General features: G+C 31.3%; 23 protein-coding genes. 1 reads left to right on the top strand and 22 read right to left on the bottom strand.

Annotated features, from left to right (window positions below; all coding sequences use genetic code 11):
* Window positions 1–130 precede the first annotated feature (130 nt).
* Window positions 131–316: a hypothetical protein gene (locus tag NH286_RS07895; protein ID WP_265238082.1), complete on the bottom strand. Its 186-nt coding sequence runs from the start codon at window positions 314–316 to the stop codon at window positions 131–133.
* Window positions 317–347: 31 nt separating this feature from the next.
* On the opposite strand from NH286_RS07895, the gene NH286_RS07890 reads away from it, so the two are divergent.
* Complete coding sequence (locus tag NH286_RS07890) at window positions 348–524, top strand: hypothetical protein (RefSeq protein WP_265238081.1); 177 nt, start codon at window positions 348–350, stop codon at window positions 522–524.
* 114 nt (window positions 525–638) lie between these two features.
* Here NH286_RS07890 and NH286_RS07885 read toward each other — a convergent pair whose 3' ends face one another.
* From NH286_RS07885 to NH286_RS07780, 21 genes are all read right to left on the bottom strand, one after another.
* A complete protein-coding gene (locus NH286_RS07885) occupies window positions 639–1,307 on the bottom strand; it encodes a hypothetical protein (RefSeq protein ID WP_265238080.1) in 669 nt (222 codons plus the stop codon).
* Window positions 1,304–1,672: a hypothetical protein gene (locus NH286_RS07880; protein WP_265238079.1), complete on the bottom strand. Its 369-nt coding sequence runs from the start codon at window positions 1,670–1,672 to the stop codon at window positions 1,304–1,306. Before NH286_RS07880 ends, NH286_RS07885 begins: the two co-directional genes overlap by 4 nt.
* 111 nt (window positions 1,673–1,783) lie before the next feature.
* Window positions 1,784–2,527 (bottom strand): alpha/beta fold hydrolase, encoded by a 744-nt coding sequence (locus tag NH286_RS07875; RefSeq protein ID WP_265238077.1) that lies wholly within the window; start codon window positions 2,525–2,527, stop codon window positions 1,784–1,786.
* 12 nt (window positions 2,528–2,539) lie between these two features.
* Window positions 2,540–3,019, bottom strand: coding sequence for an ABC transporter permease (locus tag NH286_RS07870; RefSeq protein ID WP_265238076.1), 480 nt, complete (start codon window positions 3,017–3,019; stop codon window positions 2,540–2,542).
* A 48-nt stretch (window positions 3,020–3,067) separates the two neighbouring features.
* Window positions 3,068–4,006 carry an alpha/beta hydrolase gene (locus NH286_RS07865; protein ID WP_265238075.1) on the bottom strand — a complete coding sequence of 313 codons (939 nt, stop codon included), beginning with the start codon at window positions 4,004–4,006 and terminating at the stop codon, window positions 3,068–3,070.
* A 144-nt stretch (window positions 4,007–4,150) separates the two neighbouring features.
* Window positions 4,151–4,513, bottom strand: coding sequence for a hypothetical protein (locus NH286_RS07860; protein ID WP_265238074.1), 363 nt, complete (start codon window positions 4,511–4,513; stop codon window positions 4,151–4,153).
* A 137-nt stretch (window positions 4,514–4,650) separates the two neighbouring features.
* On the bottom strand, window positions 4,651–5,265 hold the full coding sequence (locus NH286_RS07855; RefSeq protein WP_265238072.1) for a hypothetical protein: 615 nt from the start codon (window positions 5,263–5,265) through the stop codon (window positions 4,651–4,653).
* A gap of 8 nt (window positions 5,266–5,273) precedes the next feature.
* Window positions 5,274–5,675, bottom strand: a complete 402-nt coding sequence (locus NH286_RS07850) for an HIRAN domain-containing protein (RefSeq protein ID WP_265238070.1) — start codon at window positions 5,673–5,675, stop codon at window positions 5,274–5,276.
* On the bottom strand, window positions 5,668–6,477 hold the full coding sequence (locus NH286_RS07845; protein ID WP_265238068.1) for a molecular chaperone DnaJ: 810 nt from the start codon (window positions 6,475–6,477) through the stop codon (window positions 5,668–5,670). The genes NH286_RS07850 and NH286_RS07845 overlap by 8 nt, the downstream gene beginning before the upstream one ends.
* Window positions 6,478–6,500: 23 nt before the next feature.
* Window positions 6,501–7,415, bottom strand: coding sequence for a carotenoid biosynthesis protein (locus NH286_RS07840; protein ID WP_265238065.1), 915 nt, complete (start codon window positions 7,413–7,415; stop codon window positions 6,501–6,503).
* Between the two features lie 204 nt (window positions 7,416–7,619).
* Entirely contained in the window at window positions 7,620–9,104 is a 1,485-nt protein-coding gene (locus tag NH286_RS07835; protein ID WP_265238064.1) for a hypothetical protein, read from the bottom strand.
* 165 nt (window positions 9,105–9,269) lie between these two features.
* Window positions 9,270–11,699: an ABC transporter permease gene (locus NH286_RS07830; RefSeq protein WP_265238062.1), complete on the bottom strand. Its 2,430-nt coding sequence runs from the start codon at window positions 11,697–11,699 to the stop codon at window positions 9,270–9,272.
* The gene (locus NH286_RS07825; protein ID WP_265238060.1) at window positions 11,692–12,372 is read right to left on the bottom strand and encodes an ABC transporter ATP-binding protein; all 681 of its coding nucleotides are present in this window, start codon (window positions 12,370–12,372) and stop codon (window positions 11,692–11,694) included. Before NH286_RS07825 ends, NH286_RS07830 begins: the two co-directional genes overlap by 8 nt.
* 46 nt (window positions 12,373–12,418) lie before the next feature.
* Window positions 12,419–13,279 carry a sensor histidine kinase gene (locus tag NH286_RS07820; RefSeq protein ID WP_265238058.1) on the bottom strand — a complete coding sequence of 287 codons (861 nt, stop codon included), beginning with the start codon at window positions 13,277–13,279 and terminating at the stop codon, window positions 12,419–12,421.
* Entirely contained in the window at window positions 13,280–13,930 is a 651-nt protein-coding gene (locus tag NH286_RS07815) for a response regulator transcription factor (RefSeq protein ID WP_265238056.1), read from the bottom strand.
* A 29-nt stretch (window positions 13,931–13,959) separates the two neighbouring features.
* On the bottom strand, window positions 13,960–14,364 hold the full coding sequence (locus tag NH286_RS07810) for a GNAT family N-acetyltransferase (protein ID WP_265238054.1): 405 nt from the start codon (window positions 14,362–14,364) through the stop codon (window positions 13,960–13,962).
* A 519-nt stretch (window positions 14,365–14,883) separates the two neighbouring features.
* Window positions 14,884–15,843, bottom strand: a complete 960-nt coding sequence (locus NH286_RS07805) for an aromatic acid exporter family protein (protein WP_265238052.1) — start codon at window positions 15,841–15,843, stop codon at window positions 14,884–14,886.
* A gap of 132 nt (window positions 15,844–15,975) precedes the next feature.
* Entirely contained in the window at window positions 15,976–16,362 is a 387-nt protein-coding gene (locus NH286_RS07800; protein WP_265238051.1) for a ferritin family protein, read from the bottom strand.
* Window positions 16,363–17,602: 1,240 nt separating this feature from the next.
* Window positions 17,603–18,094 carry a hypothetical protein gene (locus tag NH286_RS07790; RefSeq protein ID WP_265238050.1) on the bottom strand — a complete coding sequence of 164 codons (492 nt, stop codon included), beginning with the start codon at window positions 18,092–18,094 and terminating at the stop codon, window positions 17,603–17,605.
* 119 nt (window positions 18,095–18,213) lie between these two features.
* A complete protein-coding gene (locus NH286_RS07785) occupies window positions 18,214–18,621 on the bottom strand; it encodes a hypothetical protein (RefSeq protein ID WP_265238049.1) in 408 nt (135 codons plus the stop codon).
* A gap of 24 nt (window positions 18,622–18,645) precedes the next feature.
* On the bottom strand, window positions 18,646–19,266 hold the full coding sequence (locus NH286_RS07780) for a class I SAM-dependent methyltransferase (RefSeq protein ID WP_265238048.1): 621 nt from the start codon (window positions 19,264–19,266) through the stop codon (window positions 18,646–18,648).
* Window positions 19,267–19,512 lie beyond the last annotated feature (246 nt).

The raw sequence follows: 19,512 nt of genomic DNA, 5'->3' as shown, positions 1-19,512 counted from the left end.
AAAGTTGTGTAAAATTAAGAAAAGCTCCATTCCTATAGGAATGGACAAACATTGATACATAAAAAATGTATCAACCCTTACCCTAATGTCAGGATTTAGGTTGATACACAAAATTATTTACAGACCCTGTTTATGAAAAAACTGTAAAATCTGAAAAACCAAGTAAACCAACTACACCTACTACCCCATCTAAACCAGAAGAACCAACAGTTCCTTCTACTCCAGAAGAACCTACTGTTCCTTCTACTCCTGAAGAGCCAACAGTTCCTTCTACTCCTGAAGAGCCAGAAAAAACTACTCCTCTTATCTCTTTCACACCAGCTGATCCTATCGATAAGGCTCGTGAAGTGATAGAAAGAGAAGAAAATAATAGAAATGTAGTTAATGAAAACAAAGTACCTGGACACAAAAATTCTGACAACCCTAAAACAGGTATTGCTTCTTCCCTAGGCGCTATGGGTACACTTGCAGCAAGTGCACTTGCCTTCATTGGTCTAGATGATAAAAAGAGAAAAAATAAATAATCTCATATAAATTAGGATTAATCTCCAGAATATTCTGGGGATTTTCCTTTGCTTATTTTTAGATAAAAAAATACAAGACCTCATGCCTTGTACTTTTTAAAATTATTTTCTATTTTAAGCCAGCCACCAAGACCCATCTGGACTTTGATGGAGATTTCCAATCCTCTCTGAAATGATATTTGAATCCATATCTTTTATAATGACCTTATCATAGTAGCGGTAATCTTGACCTGCCCCATCACGTTTGTCATCCCAACCCTCATCAATCCAAGCATTAATATAAACCTTACCATCATCTATCAAAAGAGCTGACTCGTTTTCGGCAAGTTTAAGAGTCTTCCTATAAGGAAAATAAATTTCAAGCTTGTCAGAATCTTGGCTTATTAGATGGAGGTCTAAACCAATAAGGGAAAGATTGTAGGTTGATAGATCTTTGATTTTGTAATCAAAAATTTTTTCCAAGCTTTCCCCTGGATAATACTTATAAATATTTGCAAGACCTTCATTAAAGTCTACTTGCAAGATGTAAAAAATATCTCCTATATAAATCGGCCTCCCGTAGGCTATATTTTCTTTTTGTTCAAACGGTAAGTAAACTTCCCCTGTTTGGTAGTCATAAAATCTTATTATTGATCCCTTATAGAATCCATCGTATTTGATTATATCTTCTATCTCAAAAAAGTCATCCATATCGGATATACCGTAGGCAAAACGTGCTTGGCCTGGGATTTCTTCAACGTATTCGCCATTTATTTCTGAAAATTCTTTAAAAATTTTTTTCATATTTCTCCTTCTACTGTCCACTGTAATTTTATTGGACTTACTTCTATCACATAATATTCGCAAGCTAAACCAGGATCTGGGAAAGATTTTTCAAGGTCTATTGTTATATCTCCTAACTTTGCCTTTTTAAAATCACTTTTATTTCCAATAAGAATATACTGGGCTCCTAGATATTCAATCATACCACCAATGACCTCTCCTGGCAGAGTTTCCCAGGGCTTTTCTATATCAATTCCAAGCTTGTCTAAGTAAGCATCCAAGTCTGGATAGGCTTTCTTTATTTCATTAATATAATTTTTGCAATAAGCACAGTCACATAGGTCATCATAATCTTTATAAAATTTTCTAGTTTCTTCTATAGTCATTTTCTAAACCCAAAGTCCTTTCTTGGTCACCATCTAATATCAGTACCAATTCACTTTTCCTTATAGTTAGATACTTATAATATTCTTTATTAAAATATTTCATAAAATTCCTTAGTCTTTAAAAAATGCTTTTAATTTTTTCGCATAGGCTGCTGGATGCTCGTGTAAATATTGTCCATGTCCCTTTCCTTCAAATATTTCCACCTTCATTTGTGGTAAATATTTCATTAAATTGTCCTGGCTAATTTCTGGGACTTGCTCTTGGCTTCCTCGCCAAAATAGGACAGGCTTATGAAAGTTTCTTAAATTCTCATTTATTTGATAATGGAAAATATACTTACACACATTTTTAATTGATTTTTTACTTATCTTTTTATAAGTCATTTCAATTACACTATCATTATCTTTTCCCATAAGCCAATCAATCATAAATTTAGGAATTGGAATTGATTTTTTGATCATGTATGTTCCTATAATAAATGCCTGAGTAAAAGAATATGCCTTCCGGCCCAATTTTGCGGTTATTGGAGCATCTAGTAAGACTTTTTTAACCCTGATATTTCCCCTACTAATTAAATCTACTGCAAGAGTCCCTCCCATAGAAAAGCCACAGAGACCATATAAATTTCCCTTTAGGTCTTTTAGTATATAATTTTCTATTATAAAAAGCTCTTTTTCCATACTTTCTAGGTCATTTAAGTCACTTTGACAATGCCCATCAAGTTCTACTAAAATCACATAATATTCTTTTAAATAAGGCAAAAGTCCTCCAAAACACAAGTTAGCACTTGATGCTAGACCATGGATAAATAGGAGTGACTTATTATCTTTATTTCCGTAAGTAAGGAATTTCATACTTCCACCTTTTTAAAATAAAGTCAAAATATATCCATCTATTAGGGATATAAGAAAATACATAAGCAAGGCCCTTAAAAAGGCTTCTATGTGTTTCTTTGGATTTTGATAAAGATTTTTATCAGGAATTTGTCTAAATCTAATTCTTTTTGTATTTCTCCACCACAAGAGGTCAATTATGATTAGGTCAAAAAGATTCAGACCTTGACCTAAAATTGATAAGGCTATAAAGTTTTTCATAAAGATAGCTTGTCGTATTTTTAAGCCAAGAATGAAAAATAAAATAGAAAATATTATAAAATTCCCTATAAATGTTGATACTTTACTTCTTTCCTTAAACTTCCCTTGATAATCTAAAATTTCTTTAATTTTTGATTGGACCTCATCTGGGTAGGAGTCATAGTTTTTCAAATTTTTCTCATCTGTACCCGTCCCTAAAAAACATAGGCCAAAAAATATTAGGCATAAAATAATTAACTCAATTACAAGCATAAGCTCCTCCTTAAAAACTTCCGTAATCGCCTTTGTACTAATATAAATTCAATACTTCAGTAATTCTATTATTTCATCCTGGGCATCCCTACCCTCTTTAAAAAATCTCACCAAAGGATAGCAGTGGCACATGCCCTCGCCAACAATAATTTTATAGGAGACTCCATAGGCATCCATTGCTTTTTTAAACTCATCTGCATAGGCATATAAGCATTCATCTGACCCATAATAAAAATATGTCTTTGGGAAGTTGGAAAAATCCCCCTTAGTCCCGTCAAGCATATATTCAGGCAAGTCTTTATCACCCTTTAGGATTTCCCTTGCAGTTATTAGATATGTAGGCTCTACCATTATGTCTTTATATTTAAGTGTATTTATTTTTTCCCATATTTCCTTATTTTCTGGTAAGTTTAGATCAGGAATTCCTCCTGGAGATACAGATATTATTTTCCCTGGCATTGGGTAAGGCCTACCCAAAGCATTATTGTGTAAAAAAATCCCAATGGCAAGATCAGCCCCTGATGAAAACCCGAGAACACTTATATTTTCTGCCTTATAAGTTTTTGTCATTAAACCATAAGCCCTTAAAGATACCTCATAAGTCTTATCTACTTTTACATCTTCTGAACAAAGAGGATAAAATAAAAACCATACATCTTTATTAGTTTTTTCCATGATTCTTTCTGCCAAAGAAAAATCTAATTTATTAGGCTGGGTAATCATTCCCCCACCAAACAGATATAATACAGCGCCAGCAGTTGGATTTTCATTTTTTTGATATGCAATTAGCCTATAGCCCATCACCTCTTTTTCAATAAGATGATAATTTTTCCTATGAGCTCTCTTCAATGCCTTATCTAAAACAAATACTTCCTTTGCATTTTCTCCCCTTGCATACTCAAGCATCTGCTCTTTATTTTTTAAAAACATTTTTTTAACACCAAGCATCCTTACAAGGTATGCTGCTAATTTATAAGTTATACTCATATCACAACCTCATCACATTATAATATCTTATAAACTGATACTTATTATCAACATTATTATACCGTGATTTTAGTAAGGTAAATTGGTTTTTATTAAATTCTAACTAAAAATGACTCTTAAGATTTCTCATCCTAAGAGCCATTTCTAATTTTTTTTACCAGATACAAAATAATTTTTAATAAAAACAATGCCAGCCAAAGCTAGTGCAAAGCCCAATCCAGTATAGAAAAATCCTATAAAAAAATCTGGGGCTAGACCAGAAGCCCTAAGCCCAATCCCAAAGGTCATCATAAAAGCCATAATCAAATAAGATTTCTTATCAAAAAACTTCCAAAAAGGCATATAAGCATCATAAGCCATAATTCTTTTTGTATGATTTTTAGTCATTTTTAAAAACATTCGCCCAAAAACCATAAAAACAAGAGCGCTTAGGAAATATAAATACCATGCATGATTAATAGACCTATAAGCTAAAATGCCAATTCTCGCAACATTAAAACCAGCCATAAACCAAACAAAGCCTGCTATCAATAATAAATTTCTTTTCCTAACCTTAAACATCTATCTCTCCCTATTTTAAATTTATACATTATGAGTTTCTTTCTTATTTTATTTGCAAAAATCATTTTAGCAATTTAGGTAAATTATTTAGCCATCTTTGAAACTTCCGGCCAGATTTCTGCAAAACTTTTTCCATCAAACAAGTCAGTTATTATGCTTTCTCCAAGAAGGCCGAATACTTTCTCCTCACCTAAGTAACCTGGCATAATATCATTATCAACACTAATTATAGCATCCTTATTATTGTATGTAAATTCAAATCCATCTCTAACTTTTTTCCAATCAGAAGGAGTAAATAGACTTTTGCCTGAAAAAATATTATCTAGATCTTCTACTAGGTATTCAGTAAAATATTCATCATCTGATATCACATAGTTTATTGACTTTGGTTTTAGACTTGATATCATTGCAAGGTCATATACCATCTTAAGCATATCTATTTGGCTTGACTCTATTTCTATTTCGCCTTTTGACCTTTTAGAGATTAATCTTCTCCAAATATTTGCTTTCTCACCAAATACATTAAAGTATCTATAATTTGTGCTTAAAATTTTATTTATTAAGTTTTCTAATAATTTCTTATCTCCTATATGATGGCCTATTATAAAGCAGTGATCTCCTTTAATTAATTCAAAGTCAAAATTATGACTATCCATAATACATATATTAGGCCAAAGCCATTCATTATTGCAATACATCTTCTCCTCTATGATTCATGTAAATATATCTTAATACCCATCTTAAGCCATTTACCTCTCATTTCTTTGTCGATGACTTTTGCAAAAAGTTCTTTACCTGCATCCATCAATCTAGAAAAGATGACATTGTCTTGACGTGGGACGTAGCCAATTTTTTCTTTATTTAGGGTTTCTATACGTATTGCTTGAGGATCTGCTTCATTTTCTATCTCTCTATAAAATATTAGGCGGTCGTCTTTTTTTAATTTTGAGCTTATGGCTTCGATATCTGGAATATGACTTGTTCCTGCCACATAGGTATCAAAAAGATAAATGTCTCTTTCAAAAGGTTTTGGTAAGTCTAGACCCGTTTCCTTATTTATAAGATAATCAAGAAGCCCAGTCTCATCTTTTTTTATTAAATCACTCATGTATATCCCTCATTAAATCTTTTATATATTCTTCTTGAGTTCTTATAGCTTCTTCATAAGCTTCTAGATTATTTTTCAATTCTTTTAGCTTATCTGCTCTTTTATTTTTATCTTCTACAAATTCTTTCCAGGTATAAGGCGGCTGGGACTTGATTAAATCTATATCTTTTTGAATTTTTCCTATAAGTCCCTCCAGCCTTTTTATTTCATCTTTCAAAGCTTTATCAGATAAGGCTTCTGTATCTGGGTCTCCATTAGAAATAACAATATCATAAATTATTTGAAGAGTCATCAATTCTCCGTTTTTATAAGCATCAGTTGCCTTATAGAAAAACTCTTTTTCCTCTTCTGTAATAGCGGGATTTATATCCGGATGAATCTTTTTTACAATCTTCTTGTATAGACTTTTAATTAAAATTTCTTCTTCATCAGTTAAAAAGTCCATTTCTGAACGTTTTAAGGCTTCTTTCATGTCGGATATTTTTCCATCTAAGACCTTTTTATATTCAGCAAATTCATCGTCCAGGTCTTTTTCAATAGTTTCAATATCTATGCTTTCTTGGCGGTTCTTTTTTGCTTGAATCATCTCCTTCTTTCTCCTTAGGCGGAGATATTTGCAGTAGGCCTTATAAAGATTGTATTCAAGACTTCCAAAATTAAGCATATATTGAGTTTTGATATTTTCACAAATAACAAATTTTAGATTGTCTTTCTCATAAACTAAATCTGTTAAAGTTTTTTTAAGTTCTGTGATTTTTTCCTTTGCTTCTTTATAGGCTGGAAACTCTATAATTTCTCCCATTAGATCCTCCATTTAAAACTATATTATTTTAAAGCTTTGGGCTTATCTTTTATTTCCACGATTGCTAAAACAATTGTCAAAATAAATAAAATAAGGGAAAATATTCCATAAAGAGTAAGATCCTTCATTATTCCAAGTTTAAATAATCCGCCAATACAATAGGTGTAGATACAAAACCAAAATATGATTACAGTCCAGTCTTTTTTATGGCTTATAATTATATCTTTTCTTTTATTCATTAGATAAGCTAATAATTTCATTAAAACAAATATCCATATAGCTAGAAAGGCTAAATAAGCAAACCATTCATCAGTGATTTTATTTAAAAGTAATGAAATATAGCTACAAACTCCTACAAAAGCTACTCCTCCAAGGCCAATAAGGATTGACATCAAAACCCTAATCTTCTCCTCATCATGATTTTTCTCCCAACTTTTTAAAGTCATGTAAATAATTGAAGGCACTTCGAACATATAGCCCAAAAAATTCACCCAAATTACAGACATAAACATATGGTGGTTGATATCTAGATTTATAGGACGACCATCCCAAACCCAGAAACCTCCATCTAGCCTAATAGCTACTACATCTAATAGCAAATCCATACTCACAATCAGCCATCCGCTTAATAAGGCTGTCATAATGTTACTAAGTGAAAACTTCTTGGCTATCCTTAGGGCAACGACACTTATCCCACCCCACATGAGCCCTCCAAAAAAAGGAAATTGGTAAGGTGATAACCCAATGCTTATGTAAAAATCATTGCTGTAATGGTAGATATCTGTAAGTCTCACTGCCAATAGCTCTAAGGAAAAACCAGCTAGGGCTCCAGATATCAAGAGTCCAAGTTCCCTATAAGATTTATTTTTAATAATATCTAAAAGTAAAATTAAAACTATAAAATAACAAATAAGTTCAAAAGAATTAATCCAATTCATAACTTTCTCCTAAAAATCCCTTATATTGCCTGCATTGTTAGCTTAATGAACCTCTATTATCTTAAAATTATCTTACCTTAAAGATTTAATTTTAGTAGAAACAAAAAAAGGCGGAGGGCTTTATTTTATTTAAAACTCCTCCGCTTATTTTTTAATAATTATTTACTTGTCAAAAATTTAAACTTTTGTTTGAAATTTTATTTATTAACCTACCCCTATCAAAGATCGCATTATATCATACATTGTAGGTGAATATGCCTCATTTTGTATTTGTTTAGACCAATCAAATACTTCTTCTCCATTTAAAACACCATCTGGAAGGGTCATTGTCCCATCCTTCATACTAAGTGAAGGCGAAAACTCATAGACATCATCCCTATATCTTATGGTGATTTTTCCATTTGGACCAAGGTCACTCATATTTTGGCAAATAAATGTCGGGCCGCAACAAGCATTTGTGTCTAGGTAAATATTATCCACTTCTTTTTGTTTTCCATCTTCTGATATTTCTAGCTCCTTAAGAGCAACTGATGCATTTTTATATTTAGGGATTAACAAATAGCACTCTTCACCTATTAGGTAAGGCAGATCGCCTACTTGGCTCTCTTTGATGGTTACAAGCATACTTGGATCTTTATAATTAAATAAGTTACTTGTCCAAACATCAAGCTTTTCTAAGGTATCTTTTAAGCTATCCTCATCCACAGCTCCTCCGAGATAAATCATAAAGGCCTTATACTTATCATCATTTGGGTCTATTCCAAACTTTCTAGCCATCTTTATATACTCGTCAGAAATAGGATTTTGGTCAAAAGCATTTGTAGTTAGCTTTAAAATTGGTGAGCAGTATCCCATTTGTGAGCTTTTATATTGATCAAAAAGAAAAGTAGGTTTTCCAACTTCATCTATATAGATTTGACCGTTCTTATTTTCGTAATTGTCCCATAAGTCATTTAAAACCAAACCTGTGTAATTACTTGGGTTATAAATGTAGGAATAATCGTTTGTATCCCTATAATATATTCTGGTAAAAAGAGCCTGGTCATCTCGTAAGGAATTTTCAACCATAGGCAAAATCTGATCCTTACTCACTCCCAAATCTGCCATCAACTCATCATCGCTAATGAAATTGCCATCAGGAAGCGAAAAGTTAAAGACCTTGTATCGTATAAATTCCCCACTCCACTTATCGTAATTTTCAATCATTATGCTTAGGACCTTCTCATCTTGATAAACAGAAAATGTAGCATAAGCCCCTATCTCCTTGCCTTCTATATCCTTCTTATGGTCCTCATATTTTTCCTTAATTCTAGCGGCTATCTCATCGATTTCCTCGTTGGCTTTCTTTGCATCATCAGATTCTAAAAGAATCCTTGGTAGGTGGATGCCATAGTCATACAATTTGGCATATTCTATATGGTCTTTATCGATAAAATCATTCCATACTTGCCTGTCCTCAGCATAAGAAGAAACTGAGCCTAACTTTGCCCCCTCAACTTGTTTTAATTTTTTTGAAAGCTTTGACTCAGAATTTTTATCTTGAGTTTCCGTATCATCCTTCTTATTTGAGATATATGTATCATGCTTTACTTCTGCGTCTGGCTCAACTTTATCATTACCTTTCTGACAACCAGTAAAAATAAAAGTAGCCAGCCCTAGTATTACAAAAACCTTAGACATTCTTTTCATAATCTCCCTCCTTATAATTAATACCCAGAAAAGGCCTATAAGCCTACTTATTATGCTTTTAAATAAAATATAAGTGAGGAATTAATCCTAAAAAAATTAATTTATGATAAGAATTATATATAAAAACCTAAAAAGGGCTCAAAACCGAGCCCTCTTAATTTCAAATTAATCTGCCCTTATCAAATCTATAGTTGGTTTATCTAATATTCTTTTAAGGGATAGGTGGTAGATTAATATATTTATGGCATAAACTAGGAGAGAAAATCCTAGGAAGGCCAAGTGGTTGTAGTATTTTATAAATACTAATAAAGAATATCTCGGAGATAGAATTGACAAGCTAATAATAACAGCAAAAGTTACTAATATTGCCAAGGCAAAAGACTTTACTTGTTCAAATATGAATTCTTGTTCAAGTATTTTTTTCAAATCATCTTTTTCTATTCCTATAGAATATAGATTGCCTATCTCTCTTTTCCTTGCCATCAAGCTTGAATTTATAGAAGCATAACCATTTGTGAAATTTAGGGCAAGAATTATGCTAGCCATGATAAAGTTTATACTTAAAAGTCCTCCTAAAAGTTTATCATCTTCATCAGCTCTATCACCAGCGCTATGGATTTCAAAACTTTCATCTGTTCTTGGATTTTGGTCTAAAAATTTCTTTATTGCTTCTTTGCTAGGCTCAATTTTATTTGGATTTACTTGCATTTTTAGGGTGAAAGGATAATTTACAAGATTACCATTACCCGTTGCTTCTAATAATTTAAAATAAGTATCAAAATCTGTAAAAATACATACAGAGCCTCTATTTACCTTCATAGTTAAATCTTTTAAGTCATCTATATTCTTGCTTATATCTATAGATGTTTTCTGTCCACTTGCTGTTATTAAGTCTAATTTTTTAGGGTCTTTGAAAAATTTAACCATCTTGGCATCTCTTAGCGGTTCTTCGGGATTAGATTGAATCATATTATATAAAATATATTCACCCTTATTCCCTCCTAAGAGATTTAGGTCTTCTTCTCTTAAGCCTACAATTTTTCTCAGAATAGTATTATCTTCCCCACGACCATTTAATTCATATAAAAATTCATCCAAATTATTAGAAAAAAAATCTTCAGAAAAATCTAAATTATTTTCTATAGATAAGTTTCTTTGCTGGTAGATAAATGATTTTTTGGAGTCAATACTTGTATCTATTGCTTGAAGGTTAGCAGGCAAGCTAGGGTCTTTGCTCCAATAATCAACTGTTAAATTATAATCATCTTCATATAATCCCCAATCTACAGAATAACTTGAGAATGATATGAAGACAAATAGAACTGAAATTATTAAGACTCCTATGGTTGAAATATATGATTGAGATTTAATGCTTGCTAGATTATTTATCCTTAGCTCTTTAAAAATAGTATTAGCCCTTTTCTTTTTAGATTTTTTAAGATTTATAATACCCTTTAGACCATCTATTATTTCAATTTTCTTTATTTTTCTTAAAGTAAATGCCAAAGAAATAAATATTATCAACAAAGATATCAATATTATAGCTAGGCTTAATAATAAATTAAAATCAACAGATGTTGGAATATCAATGCCAAAATTATTGTTGATTGCCCTAAAGTAGTATCTTATAAAAACATATCCAACAATATGGCCAAGTGAGAGTGGCAATATTGATATCATGACAGCTTCTTTAAAAAGCATGCCAAGTATCTGAAAATCTGTACTGCCGATTGACTTGTACATGGATAGGACTTTAATTTTTTCTAAAGACCATACAAAAAATATATTTTTATTGAAAAATACAAATATTCCTATAGCTAAAACAACAAGAAAAATCGTTGATAATTCTTTCCCTATCCTGCCTATAGTATCTTCATATAAGTAATACTGATCTACTATTGTTGGTTCAAATTTAACTTTAATTTTTCTCCCTAAGAGCATTGACAAGTCTTCTTCAATTAAACCTTGATTGTCATAGGCCTTATATAGAGATTTAAATTTTATAGCCGTAAGTTTATTTTCATAATTTGGATCTATAAGAATATTTGCTTGGCTAATACCATTAGGCTTATCTTTTAGGATGCCCACTATTTTCATTTCCTTACTTGATGATATTGTAAATTCTTCATCGCTAGTTGGCTTATAAGTTGGATTAACTATTTTCCCATTTAAAGTTCTTTGACCAAAATCCACTTCAACCTTATCTGATATTCTCAATTTTTTATCTTTTATTACATTTTCACTAAGGACTATTTCATCAAAATTATTAGGATATCTTCCTTCTTTTAAAGAATAATCACCCTTCATACTAGCAATAGCTTGGTCAAAGGACGATATTGCCAAAATATCATCTTCAATTTTTCCAGATATGGAATCATACGATTCAAAGCCGACTTCATCTATATACTCATTGCTTCTAATCTTTTCCAATTCATTTTCTTTTACACCACCATCTATATAAGCATCTTCGTAATACACACTCCTAAATTCCCTATTTGTAAAAGATACGCTAGAATATGAGTAATAAAATACCACCGTAAAAAACAAGGAGACTATAAAAACTGAGATGAAAATAGGGAAATTTTTCTTATTCATTTTTCTCATCTCCTATTATTTTCCCATCCACTATGGTCACGATTCGACCGGCTTCTAGGGCTATTTTTTCGTCATGGGTTATAAGAATAATAGTTTGTTTTAGAGTTTTATTAAAATATTTGAAGATTTCAATTATTTCCTTAGAATTTTTCCTATCGAGATTTCCTGTTGGTTCATCTGCTAGGATGATTGATGGTCTATAGATCAAAGATCTTGCTATGGCAACTCTTTGCTGCTGGCCACCTGATAATTCGCTTGGGAAGGAATCTAGTTTATTTTCTATGCCAAGTTTACTTACAATATCTAAGAAATCTTCCTCATTGATTTTTCTTTTATCTAGCTTTAAAGGTAACTCTATATTGTGCCTAACTGTCAAATTTTGGATCAGATTATAAAATTGATAAATGAGCCCTACCTTCCTCCTGCGAAATAGGGCAAGTTCCTTTGATGTATACTTAGAGATGTCATTGCCATCTATGTAGACCTTTCCAGAAGTGGGACTATCTACTCCTCCTATAATATGTAAGAGGGTAGATTTACCTGACCCACTAGGGCCTACAATGGCTACAAATTCACCTCTTTCTATACTAAGGTCTACCCCATCTAGGGCCACCACCTTAGAATTTCCATCACCATATTCTTTTCTTAAATTTTCTACTTTTAATATTTCCATACTTTCCTGCCTTTCTTAAGCTAAGTATATAAAAGTAAAGTGATTTTTAGGTGACATTGTAGAATTTTATTTCAAAGCTTGCTCCTTTGTCAGAATTGGTCACAGATATTTCCCCATTATTTTTCTCTACAATAGTCTTAGCCATGGCAAGACCAATTCCAAAACCTCTAGAATCAGGAGTCTTATAAAATCGTTTGAATATCTTTTTTATATTATCTTCATCGATTCCTCCCCCATCATCTTCAATAATCAGATTTGTGTAGAGAGGGTTTTTGTAAGATGAAAGGCTGATTTTTTGGCAATTTGGCCTATTATCAGCATTTTTAAAAATATTGATAAGGGCTTCAGCCAACCAATAAAAATCTCCATAGATTATATTTTCTTTTAAATCATTATTAATTTCTAATTTAGTAGACTCTTTTAAAGATAAGGTATCAAGAGCGTAGGCCACTAATTCATCCAAACGTATCTCTTCCATTTTCATTAGATCCTTATTAGCATCTAGGCTTGATAATTTGAGCAGGATATCCGATAGAGAATTTAATCTTAGGGTCTGCCTTTTTAAAATCTCAATATCTTCATTTGTAGGATAATCCATTTCTAGATTTTCTATAGAAAAAACCATGGATGTGATAGGAGTTTTTATCTGATGGGCTATGTCTTCTAGATATTCTACTTGCTTTTGGCTATTTCTAGTGGACGTTTCCTTAGCCTCAACTATCTCTATAAAAAGTTTATATATCTTATCCTCAAGAAGAGAAAAATCATCCTGCTTCATGGGTATAGAGTAATTTTGATTTCTCATATTTTCTATCAAATTAATAAGGTCTCTTATCCTATTTTTCTTCCTTTTTTCCAAAAAATAATAAAGTAGGCAGAGGCTTATTATCCAAAATACATAAATCATTTAGTCCATCCTATAACCTATTCCTCTGACAGTTGTAATGACTTCCTTGTCTAATTTCTCCCTGATTCTTTTAATGGTCGATGTGAGAGTATTATCATTTACAAACTTATCCCTGTCTTCCCAAAAGGTTTCTAAAAGCTGACTCCTAGTGTAGACCCTGTGGGGATTTTTGATAAATAAAACTAGGATTTCATACTCAAGTGGAGTGACCTCTATATTTTCCCCCTTATAATAAAGCTTTGAATCATTTAAATCTATTTTCAAATCCTTATAGGCAATAGCTTTATCTTGGCCAAGGGGAATAGTCCTTAAAACCGCATCAATCCTAGCCCTTAAAATAGCAAGGGAAAAAGGCTTTGTAAGATAGTCATCCGCCCCTTGATCAAGGGCGGCAATTATAAAATCCTCATCATTTTTAACAGTTGTAACAAGAACCCTAATATCTTTTTCCTTCAATTTTTCTATCAAATGTTGGCCATCCTTATCAGGCAAATTAATATCGAGAAGAGCCACATCAAAGTCGATATTTAACTTGAAACTAGCCTCATAAAAAGACCCAGATATTTCTACCTCATAGCCATTTTTAGTCAGATATTTTTCCATCTGCAAGGCGATATCTTCATTATCCTCTATAATTAAAATCTTTGGCATTAGAAAACTCTATATTCTTCTAATTCTTATTACAATAATCTCATAAATCCGCAACAGCCTAATTCAGAAAATTCTTCAAAGCCTAAAGAAGAATAAAATCCTATTGTTTCTGGAGCTATATCTGTTGTTAATTCAATTTGTCTGACATTTGGATATAAATCCATCATAGAGTCAAGGAGGGCTTTGCCTATTCCATTTCTTTGGTAGTCTGGCAAGACTAAGATATCTTGGATAAAGATAATTGTATACCCATCCCCAACCGCACGAATCACGCCAAGAAGTTTTTCATCATCAAAAGCAGCTAATATTTTTAACGAATTTTCATATCCCTTAATCAAGGCATCCATATCATCAGTATAAGAAGTCCATCCTACCGCATCATAAAGATCTCTTATCTCATCAACTTTAAAATCTGTATATTCTCTAATTTCCATATTTTACTCTCCTATTTTATAATATTCTTAATAAATTCATTTAGAAGACTAAATCTTAAACTTAATCTTTAAAATAATCCTAAATCCTGGTCCTCTATTGAGATACTATATTTTATATAGCTCAGTTTTGCTATATAAAATAATTAAATAATACAAAACAATTACTCTTACATTAAAATTTTATTAATTTTTGTATCATTCAGTTGTTCTATGAATTTAAAAACCCGAACACTTTGATTAAAGCATCGGGTCTTATAAATATTATTCAATTACTTATTAATACTTCTTCTCATAATGTCTATTTACGAAAAAGCTTATTAGAGGGTAAGAAAAAACTCCAAGAGAAAGTATAATTGCTGGTAAATATTCCTTTATCGAAAAACAAATTACAGCAACTAGTCCCATAATAAGCATGAGAATAGGTGTCATCGCTGCATTTACCTTTAAATTCTTTATTTAAAAACTTATGAGCGATGGTGGTATAAACTTCTCACCTTTAATAGGCTAAAACTTAATCCTTTAATTTCTAGGAATATTACTTATAATCTTGCTTATATCTACAAATTGGTTTAGACTTCTGAAAACTTGAAAAATTGATGATTGTATGATAAAATCATCGTGAGTTTCTGGAAGTTCCATCATATGAAAATGTTCTTGTAAAAATTCTATCCTTTTTTTGACCTTAATTATATCTCCAGTATCACTAAGATTGTTTGCAGTATCAATCATTAGATCAGATATCAATTTCCCATCGGCAAATTCTTTAGGTATTGATTTTAAATCATCATACATTTCCATCAAAATATCCATCTCTCTTTCCCTATGGCTAAGGCCTATCAGTAGATTCTTGCTATTTTCTATACGATTATCATTTTCAATAATCGCAAGATTAAGGGCCTTGTTTATGTCATCTTCAAGCTTTTTGATCTTTCTTTCATATATTTTAACATCTAAATTATTTACAAGAGTATCTCCAAAAAATATCAAGATATCCTTGATATCTCCATCAATATCCTCTATCCATTTTTTCAACTCACCCTGACTTTCTGGTGCATATAAGTTAGTAAGCATGGCAAATCCTGTTCCTATTAGGATAAGACCGATTTCATTAAAGATAATTGATGAATTAATTTCTCCATAGCTTAATAGATGTGTAACTACCACGCTTGAAGGACCCAGACCTAGTTCAATTTTTAATAGGAAAGATATAGGCACAAATAAGAGTAAATATAGGCCAAATGCCCAAGTTTTGTAGTCAAAAATTTCAAATACCAAAATCCCTAAAACAAGGGCTATTATGGCAGATAAGCTTCGTTTAAGTCCACCCTTAATAGTGGCCTTTCTAGTCTCAAATATATCAAGGATGGTAATAATCCCTGCTGAAGATGAGAATCTAAGTCCTAAGGCTTGGGCTACAAGTAAGGATAGGGTAGCTGCTATAGCTGTCTTTATAGTTGTGCTAAGTAATGTTTTGTTCATAATGATTCCTAATTGTAAAACTTATTTTTATATCTTTATATATTTTAATTTAATCTTTGCTTTACTGATCGAGGGTATTTCATATAATACTCAAATATTAACCTAAGCAAAATATTTAAAGCATTAGTTTTTTTATAACAAGCTTGCGACCATATCGCCGTGCCTTTTCTCATCATCCCTAACGCTTTCGATTTCTGGAAACTTTTTTGCTACTGGAGCATAATTTTCAGAAGCTTTATACTCTCCCCTTGCAATTTTTGGATACAATCTTTTTTTACCGATTAACTTATAAAGGATTGGCATAAAGAAAGCCAAGGTTTTCTTTGGTTTTAAATTTTTCCTTGTAAGTTTATGAAATACCGCAGCATGGTGACCCTCCTCTGCTGCAAGCTTTCTAAAAGTAGCCGCATCATTTTTATCCTTAACTACATCAGCAAGTGCTTGGTACATCAAAACTACATCTAATTCTCCTTGTTGAGATTTTAATAATATTTTCATATCTTCTTTACTTATAGTCATTTTCTCTCCCCTAGTTTTTATTTTCATTTTATATTGTTAAAAAATTTCAATTTATCTTCGATATTTATTATATGAATTTTTAGATAAAATGACAATAAAAAACCCGACTTAAAACACTTTAAAACGTATGTCGGGTAATTTTACTAATTATTGTTTTTTATTAAATGGGCAACTGATTATACAAGACTTGAGTAGTCATTATGGATAAAATTTTAATTCTTAAAAGGGCTCGCATGTGGAAATATATACTCAATTATTCCTAAATCTATTAACTTTTATATTAAGGGTATATAAAATTATAATCTCTTAAATTTTTTGTATCCGAAAAGTACATGGATGACGCGCTGCTTCAAAATACCTATACCACGGATTTCCTAACAAATAAGCGCATCAAGAACAACGGCGCCGTTTCTCAATACTAAGATGAAGTCGACCACGAAGCAATCATTACAAAGGAGCTATTCATGCAGGTACAGACAGAGCTTGTCCGCTGTTGGGTAGTCCATGTCAGCCCGACACGAAAGAATGGTATGGATACAATAAATAATGAAGAAACAAAAGCTGAAGAATCAATCATTTAAAAATATAAAAATTCAGCATTCTATAATAATAGTAAAACTAAAGAAGCCTATTTAAAACTAAGTGATGATAAAAAAGAAAAGCTTGATAATGTGAATATAGACGGAAAATATCCTTTAACCATAGAGGAAGTCAAAATTCAGGCATGTTTAAATTGCCAATTCATAAGAGTGAATGGATATATTCATTTATGATTGATAAGAATAACAGCGGAGAAGTTGGTGAATATGATGGACAGTTCGAAGATGCCCAACCTAGTGAAAAAAAGCAAGTAAAAAGCCAAATTCTGAAATTATAACAAATCAAAAAAATCAAGTCAAATCAGTCTAAGCAAAGTCAAAAAGTAGAACCTATTCAAAGTCAAGAAAAAGTAGTAACTGAATCTAGCACTAAGACAGTTGACCAGCAAAGCTTAGCATAAACTAAAACAAGCCAAACTTCATATAAGACAATTGCAAATACTAACGTAAAAACTGGTATCAAAGGACTGGGGGCAATAGTGCTAGTATTGATAATCTCAACTATAGGATCCCTCTTGTTAAAAAGAAATAAAAATTTGAAAATAAATTAATAAATTTTATAATTTTTAGAAGATAAATTTAATTTTTTACCAGAGTTAGAAAAGCCCTAGCTCTAGTTTTGTATTAAATAAATAATTTTTTTAAATATCCCTTCGCAAAAAATCAATCTTGGCAAAATCTTTATTGTTATTATTATCATTTCTATAGGAATCTTTTGAAGATTCTTCATATATTTTTAGAAATTGTTCCTTGCTAGGTATCCTAAATTCGATTCCATTAAAATTAACAAGGTCTATATCCTCTTCATAGATTCCAGCAAAATCATGAAGGGAACTAATGCTTCCATATTCTACACTGATTTCACTTTTTTGAAATTCATGTTCATGGATGTCAATAAGATCGTATCCTAGGACTCCCATTATTTTTAATATCTTATCCCAGTCATAAATCCTATCCTCATCAGGAGCCTGCCAACCTCTTGGGTCTCCGGGCACATGAATATCAATGTCTGATAGATTCCATTCGATCTTTGTAATAAATTCTAGACCTAAGGACCTCATTAGGGTTGGCCTTATGCCAATTTTATTTAATTGTAAACATATGATTTTAAATTCATCAAATAACTTACTCATTTATTTTCCATTTATTTTTATAATCGACAGCTTATATCTTAAGATTTCAAAAAGTACAATTAGTTAGAATATAAAATATCAAAACATTAAACATACAATTATGATTTTAGATCCTAACTTTAGTCCTTCAAAATATATTTCTCCATCCTATAGCAAATGTATATCATGCCTAGAATTGAAGGTATTAGTATAATAAACAAACCAATAAGCGAATCATATAGGTTAAAAACCTCACCTAATACCATTGTAATCAAGCTAATAACAAGGCCTACTAAACCTAACTTGATGATTGACCTATACCAATATTCATTTCCATTTATCCAATTTGATTCACTTTTAGCAAGTCTTGGTAGAAGGTAATGGGACAAACCCACATACTTATATGAATTTAATCTTTCTCTTCCACTCTTAAAATCCTCTGCAATTTCTTTTGGTGGGTAAGGTTTTGGATTTTTTAAAAGATTGAAATTTACGATAATAATTAAAATATTTATTCCTAACAATAATAAATATAATTTATTTGTCATTTTCCACCCCTAATAGAAAATATATTAAGATACCTTCTCGGCAATCATAACACCAATCGGTGCAAGACCTCCATATACTAGTCGCATATCAAGTACTGAAAATCCATATTTCTCAATGAAAGCTTCAAATTCTTCTTTATTCCATTCTTGATACATCCAAAACCCAAAAATAGACATCAAAATCTTTTTGATTTTTCTTTGTTTCCCCTCTTTCCATAGAAAAGTTGGAGCGAGCAAAATTCCACTAGCTTTTAACACCCTATATATTTCTTTCATTGCATAATCTGGATTTGGCATGATATGAAGAGCATTAGAGATTAACACACAATCAAATTTTTCATTTGCATAGGATAATGCTGTTACATCGGCTGTTTCAAATGTAAGATTATCGTATTGCCCACGCTTTTTAGCTTCTATAATCATCTGTTCTGAAAAGTCCGTAGCAAACCAGCTTTTCGTATGCTTTGAAAGACTAAAAGATAATTGACCAGATCCACAAGCTAGCTCAAGCACTTCCATGTTTTTATCCAAATAAGGACAAATATATTCACAAACTTTATCATATACTGCTTCATCTTTTTTCATAAAAGGTGCATAGAGCCTAGCAAATTTATCCCAAAAATTTTTATTGCTTTTGTCAATCACTTGCAATCCTCCTTTTAATATAAACTATCCTAATAAATCTTTATATTAATCTTATACTAATATTATACCTTGTGAAAATTAATAATAGCAGTTCCTATCCAATTAGGAATATTAAAAATGAGATCTTAATTGAAAGGTTTTAAAATTGAAAATATGTAAAAAAGCTATATCTTCCTACTGGCATTATAATGATAAATCTCTACCAGATAGGAATTATAGCTATTAAAGAACAATTAATGATTTGTT

Origin of the sequence: Anaerococcus sp. NML200574, assembly GCF_026131665.1 — a bacterium.
GTDB classification, from domain to species: Bacteria; Bacillota; Clostridia; order Tissierellales; family Peptoniphilaceae; genus Anaerococcus; species Anaerococcus kampingae.
Note: the sequence above shows the minus strand (reverse complement) of the source record. Positions and strands in the feature narration are given on the sequence as shown.

What these genes read in the sequence shown, in the direction of transcription:
- NH286_RS07885 (WP_265238080.1), bottom strand. Translation starts at nt 1,307, where the DNA reads ATGAAAAAAATTTTTAAAGAATTTTCAGAAATAAATGGCGAATACGTT.
- NH286_RS07880 (WP_265238079.1), bottom strand. Translation starts at nt 1,672, where the DNA reads ATGACTATAGAAGAAACTAGAAAATTTTATAAAGATTATGATGACCTA.
- NH286_RS07875 (WP_265238077.1), bottom strand. Translation starts at nt 2,527, where the DNA reads ATGAAATTCCTTACTTACGGAAATAAAGATAATAAGTCACTCCTATTT.
- NH286_RS07870 (WP_265238076.1), bottom strand. Translation starts at nt 3,019, where the DNA reads ATGCTTGTAATTGAGTTAATTATTTTATGCCTAATATTTTTTGGCCTA.
- NH286_RS07865 (WP_265238075.1), bottom strand. Translation starts at nt 4,006, where the DNA reads ATGAGTATAACTTATAAATTAGCAGCATACCTTGTAAGGATGCTTGGT.
- NH286_RS07860 (WP_265238074.1), bottom strand. Translation starts at nt 4,513, where the DNA reads ATGGCTGGTTTTAATGTTGCGAGAATTGGCATTTTAGCTTATAGGTCT.
- NH286_RS07855 (WP_265238072.1), bottom strand. Translation starts at nt 5,265, where the DNA reads ATGTATTGCAATAATGAATGGCTTTGGCCTAATATATGTATTATGGAT.
- NH286_RS07850 (WP_265238070.1), bottom strand. Translation starts at nt 5,675, where the DNA reads ATGAGTGATTTAATAAAAAAAGATGAGACTGGGCTTCTTGATTATCTT.
- NH286_RS07845 (WP_265238068.1), bottom strand. Translation starts at nt 6,477, where the DNA reads ATGGGAGAAATTATAGAGTTTCCAGCCTATAAAGAAGCAAAGGAAAAA.
- NH286_RS07840 (WP_265238065.1), bottom strand. Translation starts at nt 7,415, where the DNA reads ATGAATTGGATTAATTCTTTTGAACTTATTTGTTATTTTATAGTTTTA.
- NH286_RS07835 (WP_265238064.1), bottom strand. Translation starts at nt 9,104, where the DNA reads ATGAAAAGAATGTCTAAGGTTTTTGTAATACTAGGGCTGGCTACTTTT.
- NH286_RS07830 (WP_265238062.1), bottom strand. Translation starts at nt 11,699, where the DNA reads ATGAATAAGAAAAATTTCCCTATTTTCATCTCAGTTTTTATAGTCTCC.
- NH286_RS07825 (WP_265238060.1), bottom strand. Translation starts at nt 12,372, where the DNA reads ATGGAAATATTAAAAGTAGAAAATTTAAGAAAAGAATATGGTGATGGA.
- NH286_RS07820 (WP_265238058.1), bottom strand. Translation starts at nt 13,279, where the DNA reads ATGATTTATGTATTTTGGATAATAAGCCTCTGCCTACTTTATTATTTT.
- NH286_RS07815 (WP_265238056.1), bottom strand. Translation starts at nt 13,930, where the DNA reads ATGCCAAAGATTTTAATTATAGAGGATAATGAAGATATCGCCTTGCAG.
- NH286_RS07810 (WP_265238054.1), bottom strand. Translation starts at nt 14,364, where the DNA reads ATGGAAATTAGAGAATATACAGATTTTAAAGTTGATGAGATAAGAGAT.
- NH286_RS07805 (WP_265238052.1), bottom strand. Translation starts at nt 15,843, where the DNA reads ATGAACAAAACATTACTTAGCACAACTATAAAGACAGCTATAGCAGCT.
- NH286_RS07800 (WP_265238051.1), bottom strand. Translation starts at nt 16,362, where the DNA reads ATGACTATAAGTAAAGAAGATATGAAAATATTATTAAAATCTCAACAA.
- NH286_RS07790 (WP_265238050.1), bottom strand. Translation starts at nt 18,094, where the DNA reads ATGAGTAAGTTATTTGATGAATTTAAAATCATATGTTTACAATTAAAT.
- NH286_RS07785 (WP_265238049.1), bottom strand. Translation starts at nt 18,621, where the DNA reads ATGACAAATAAATTATATTTATTATTGTTAGGAATAAATATTTTAATT.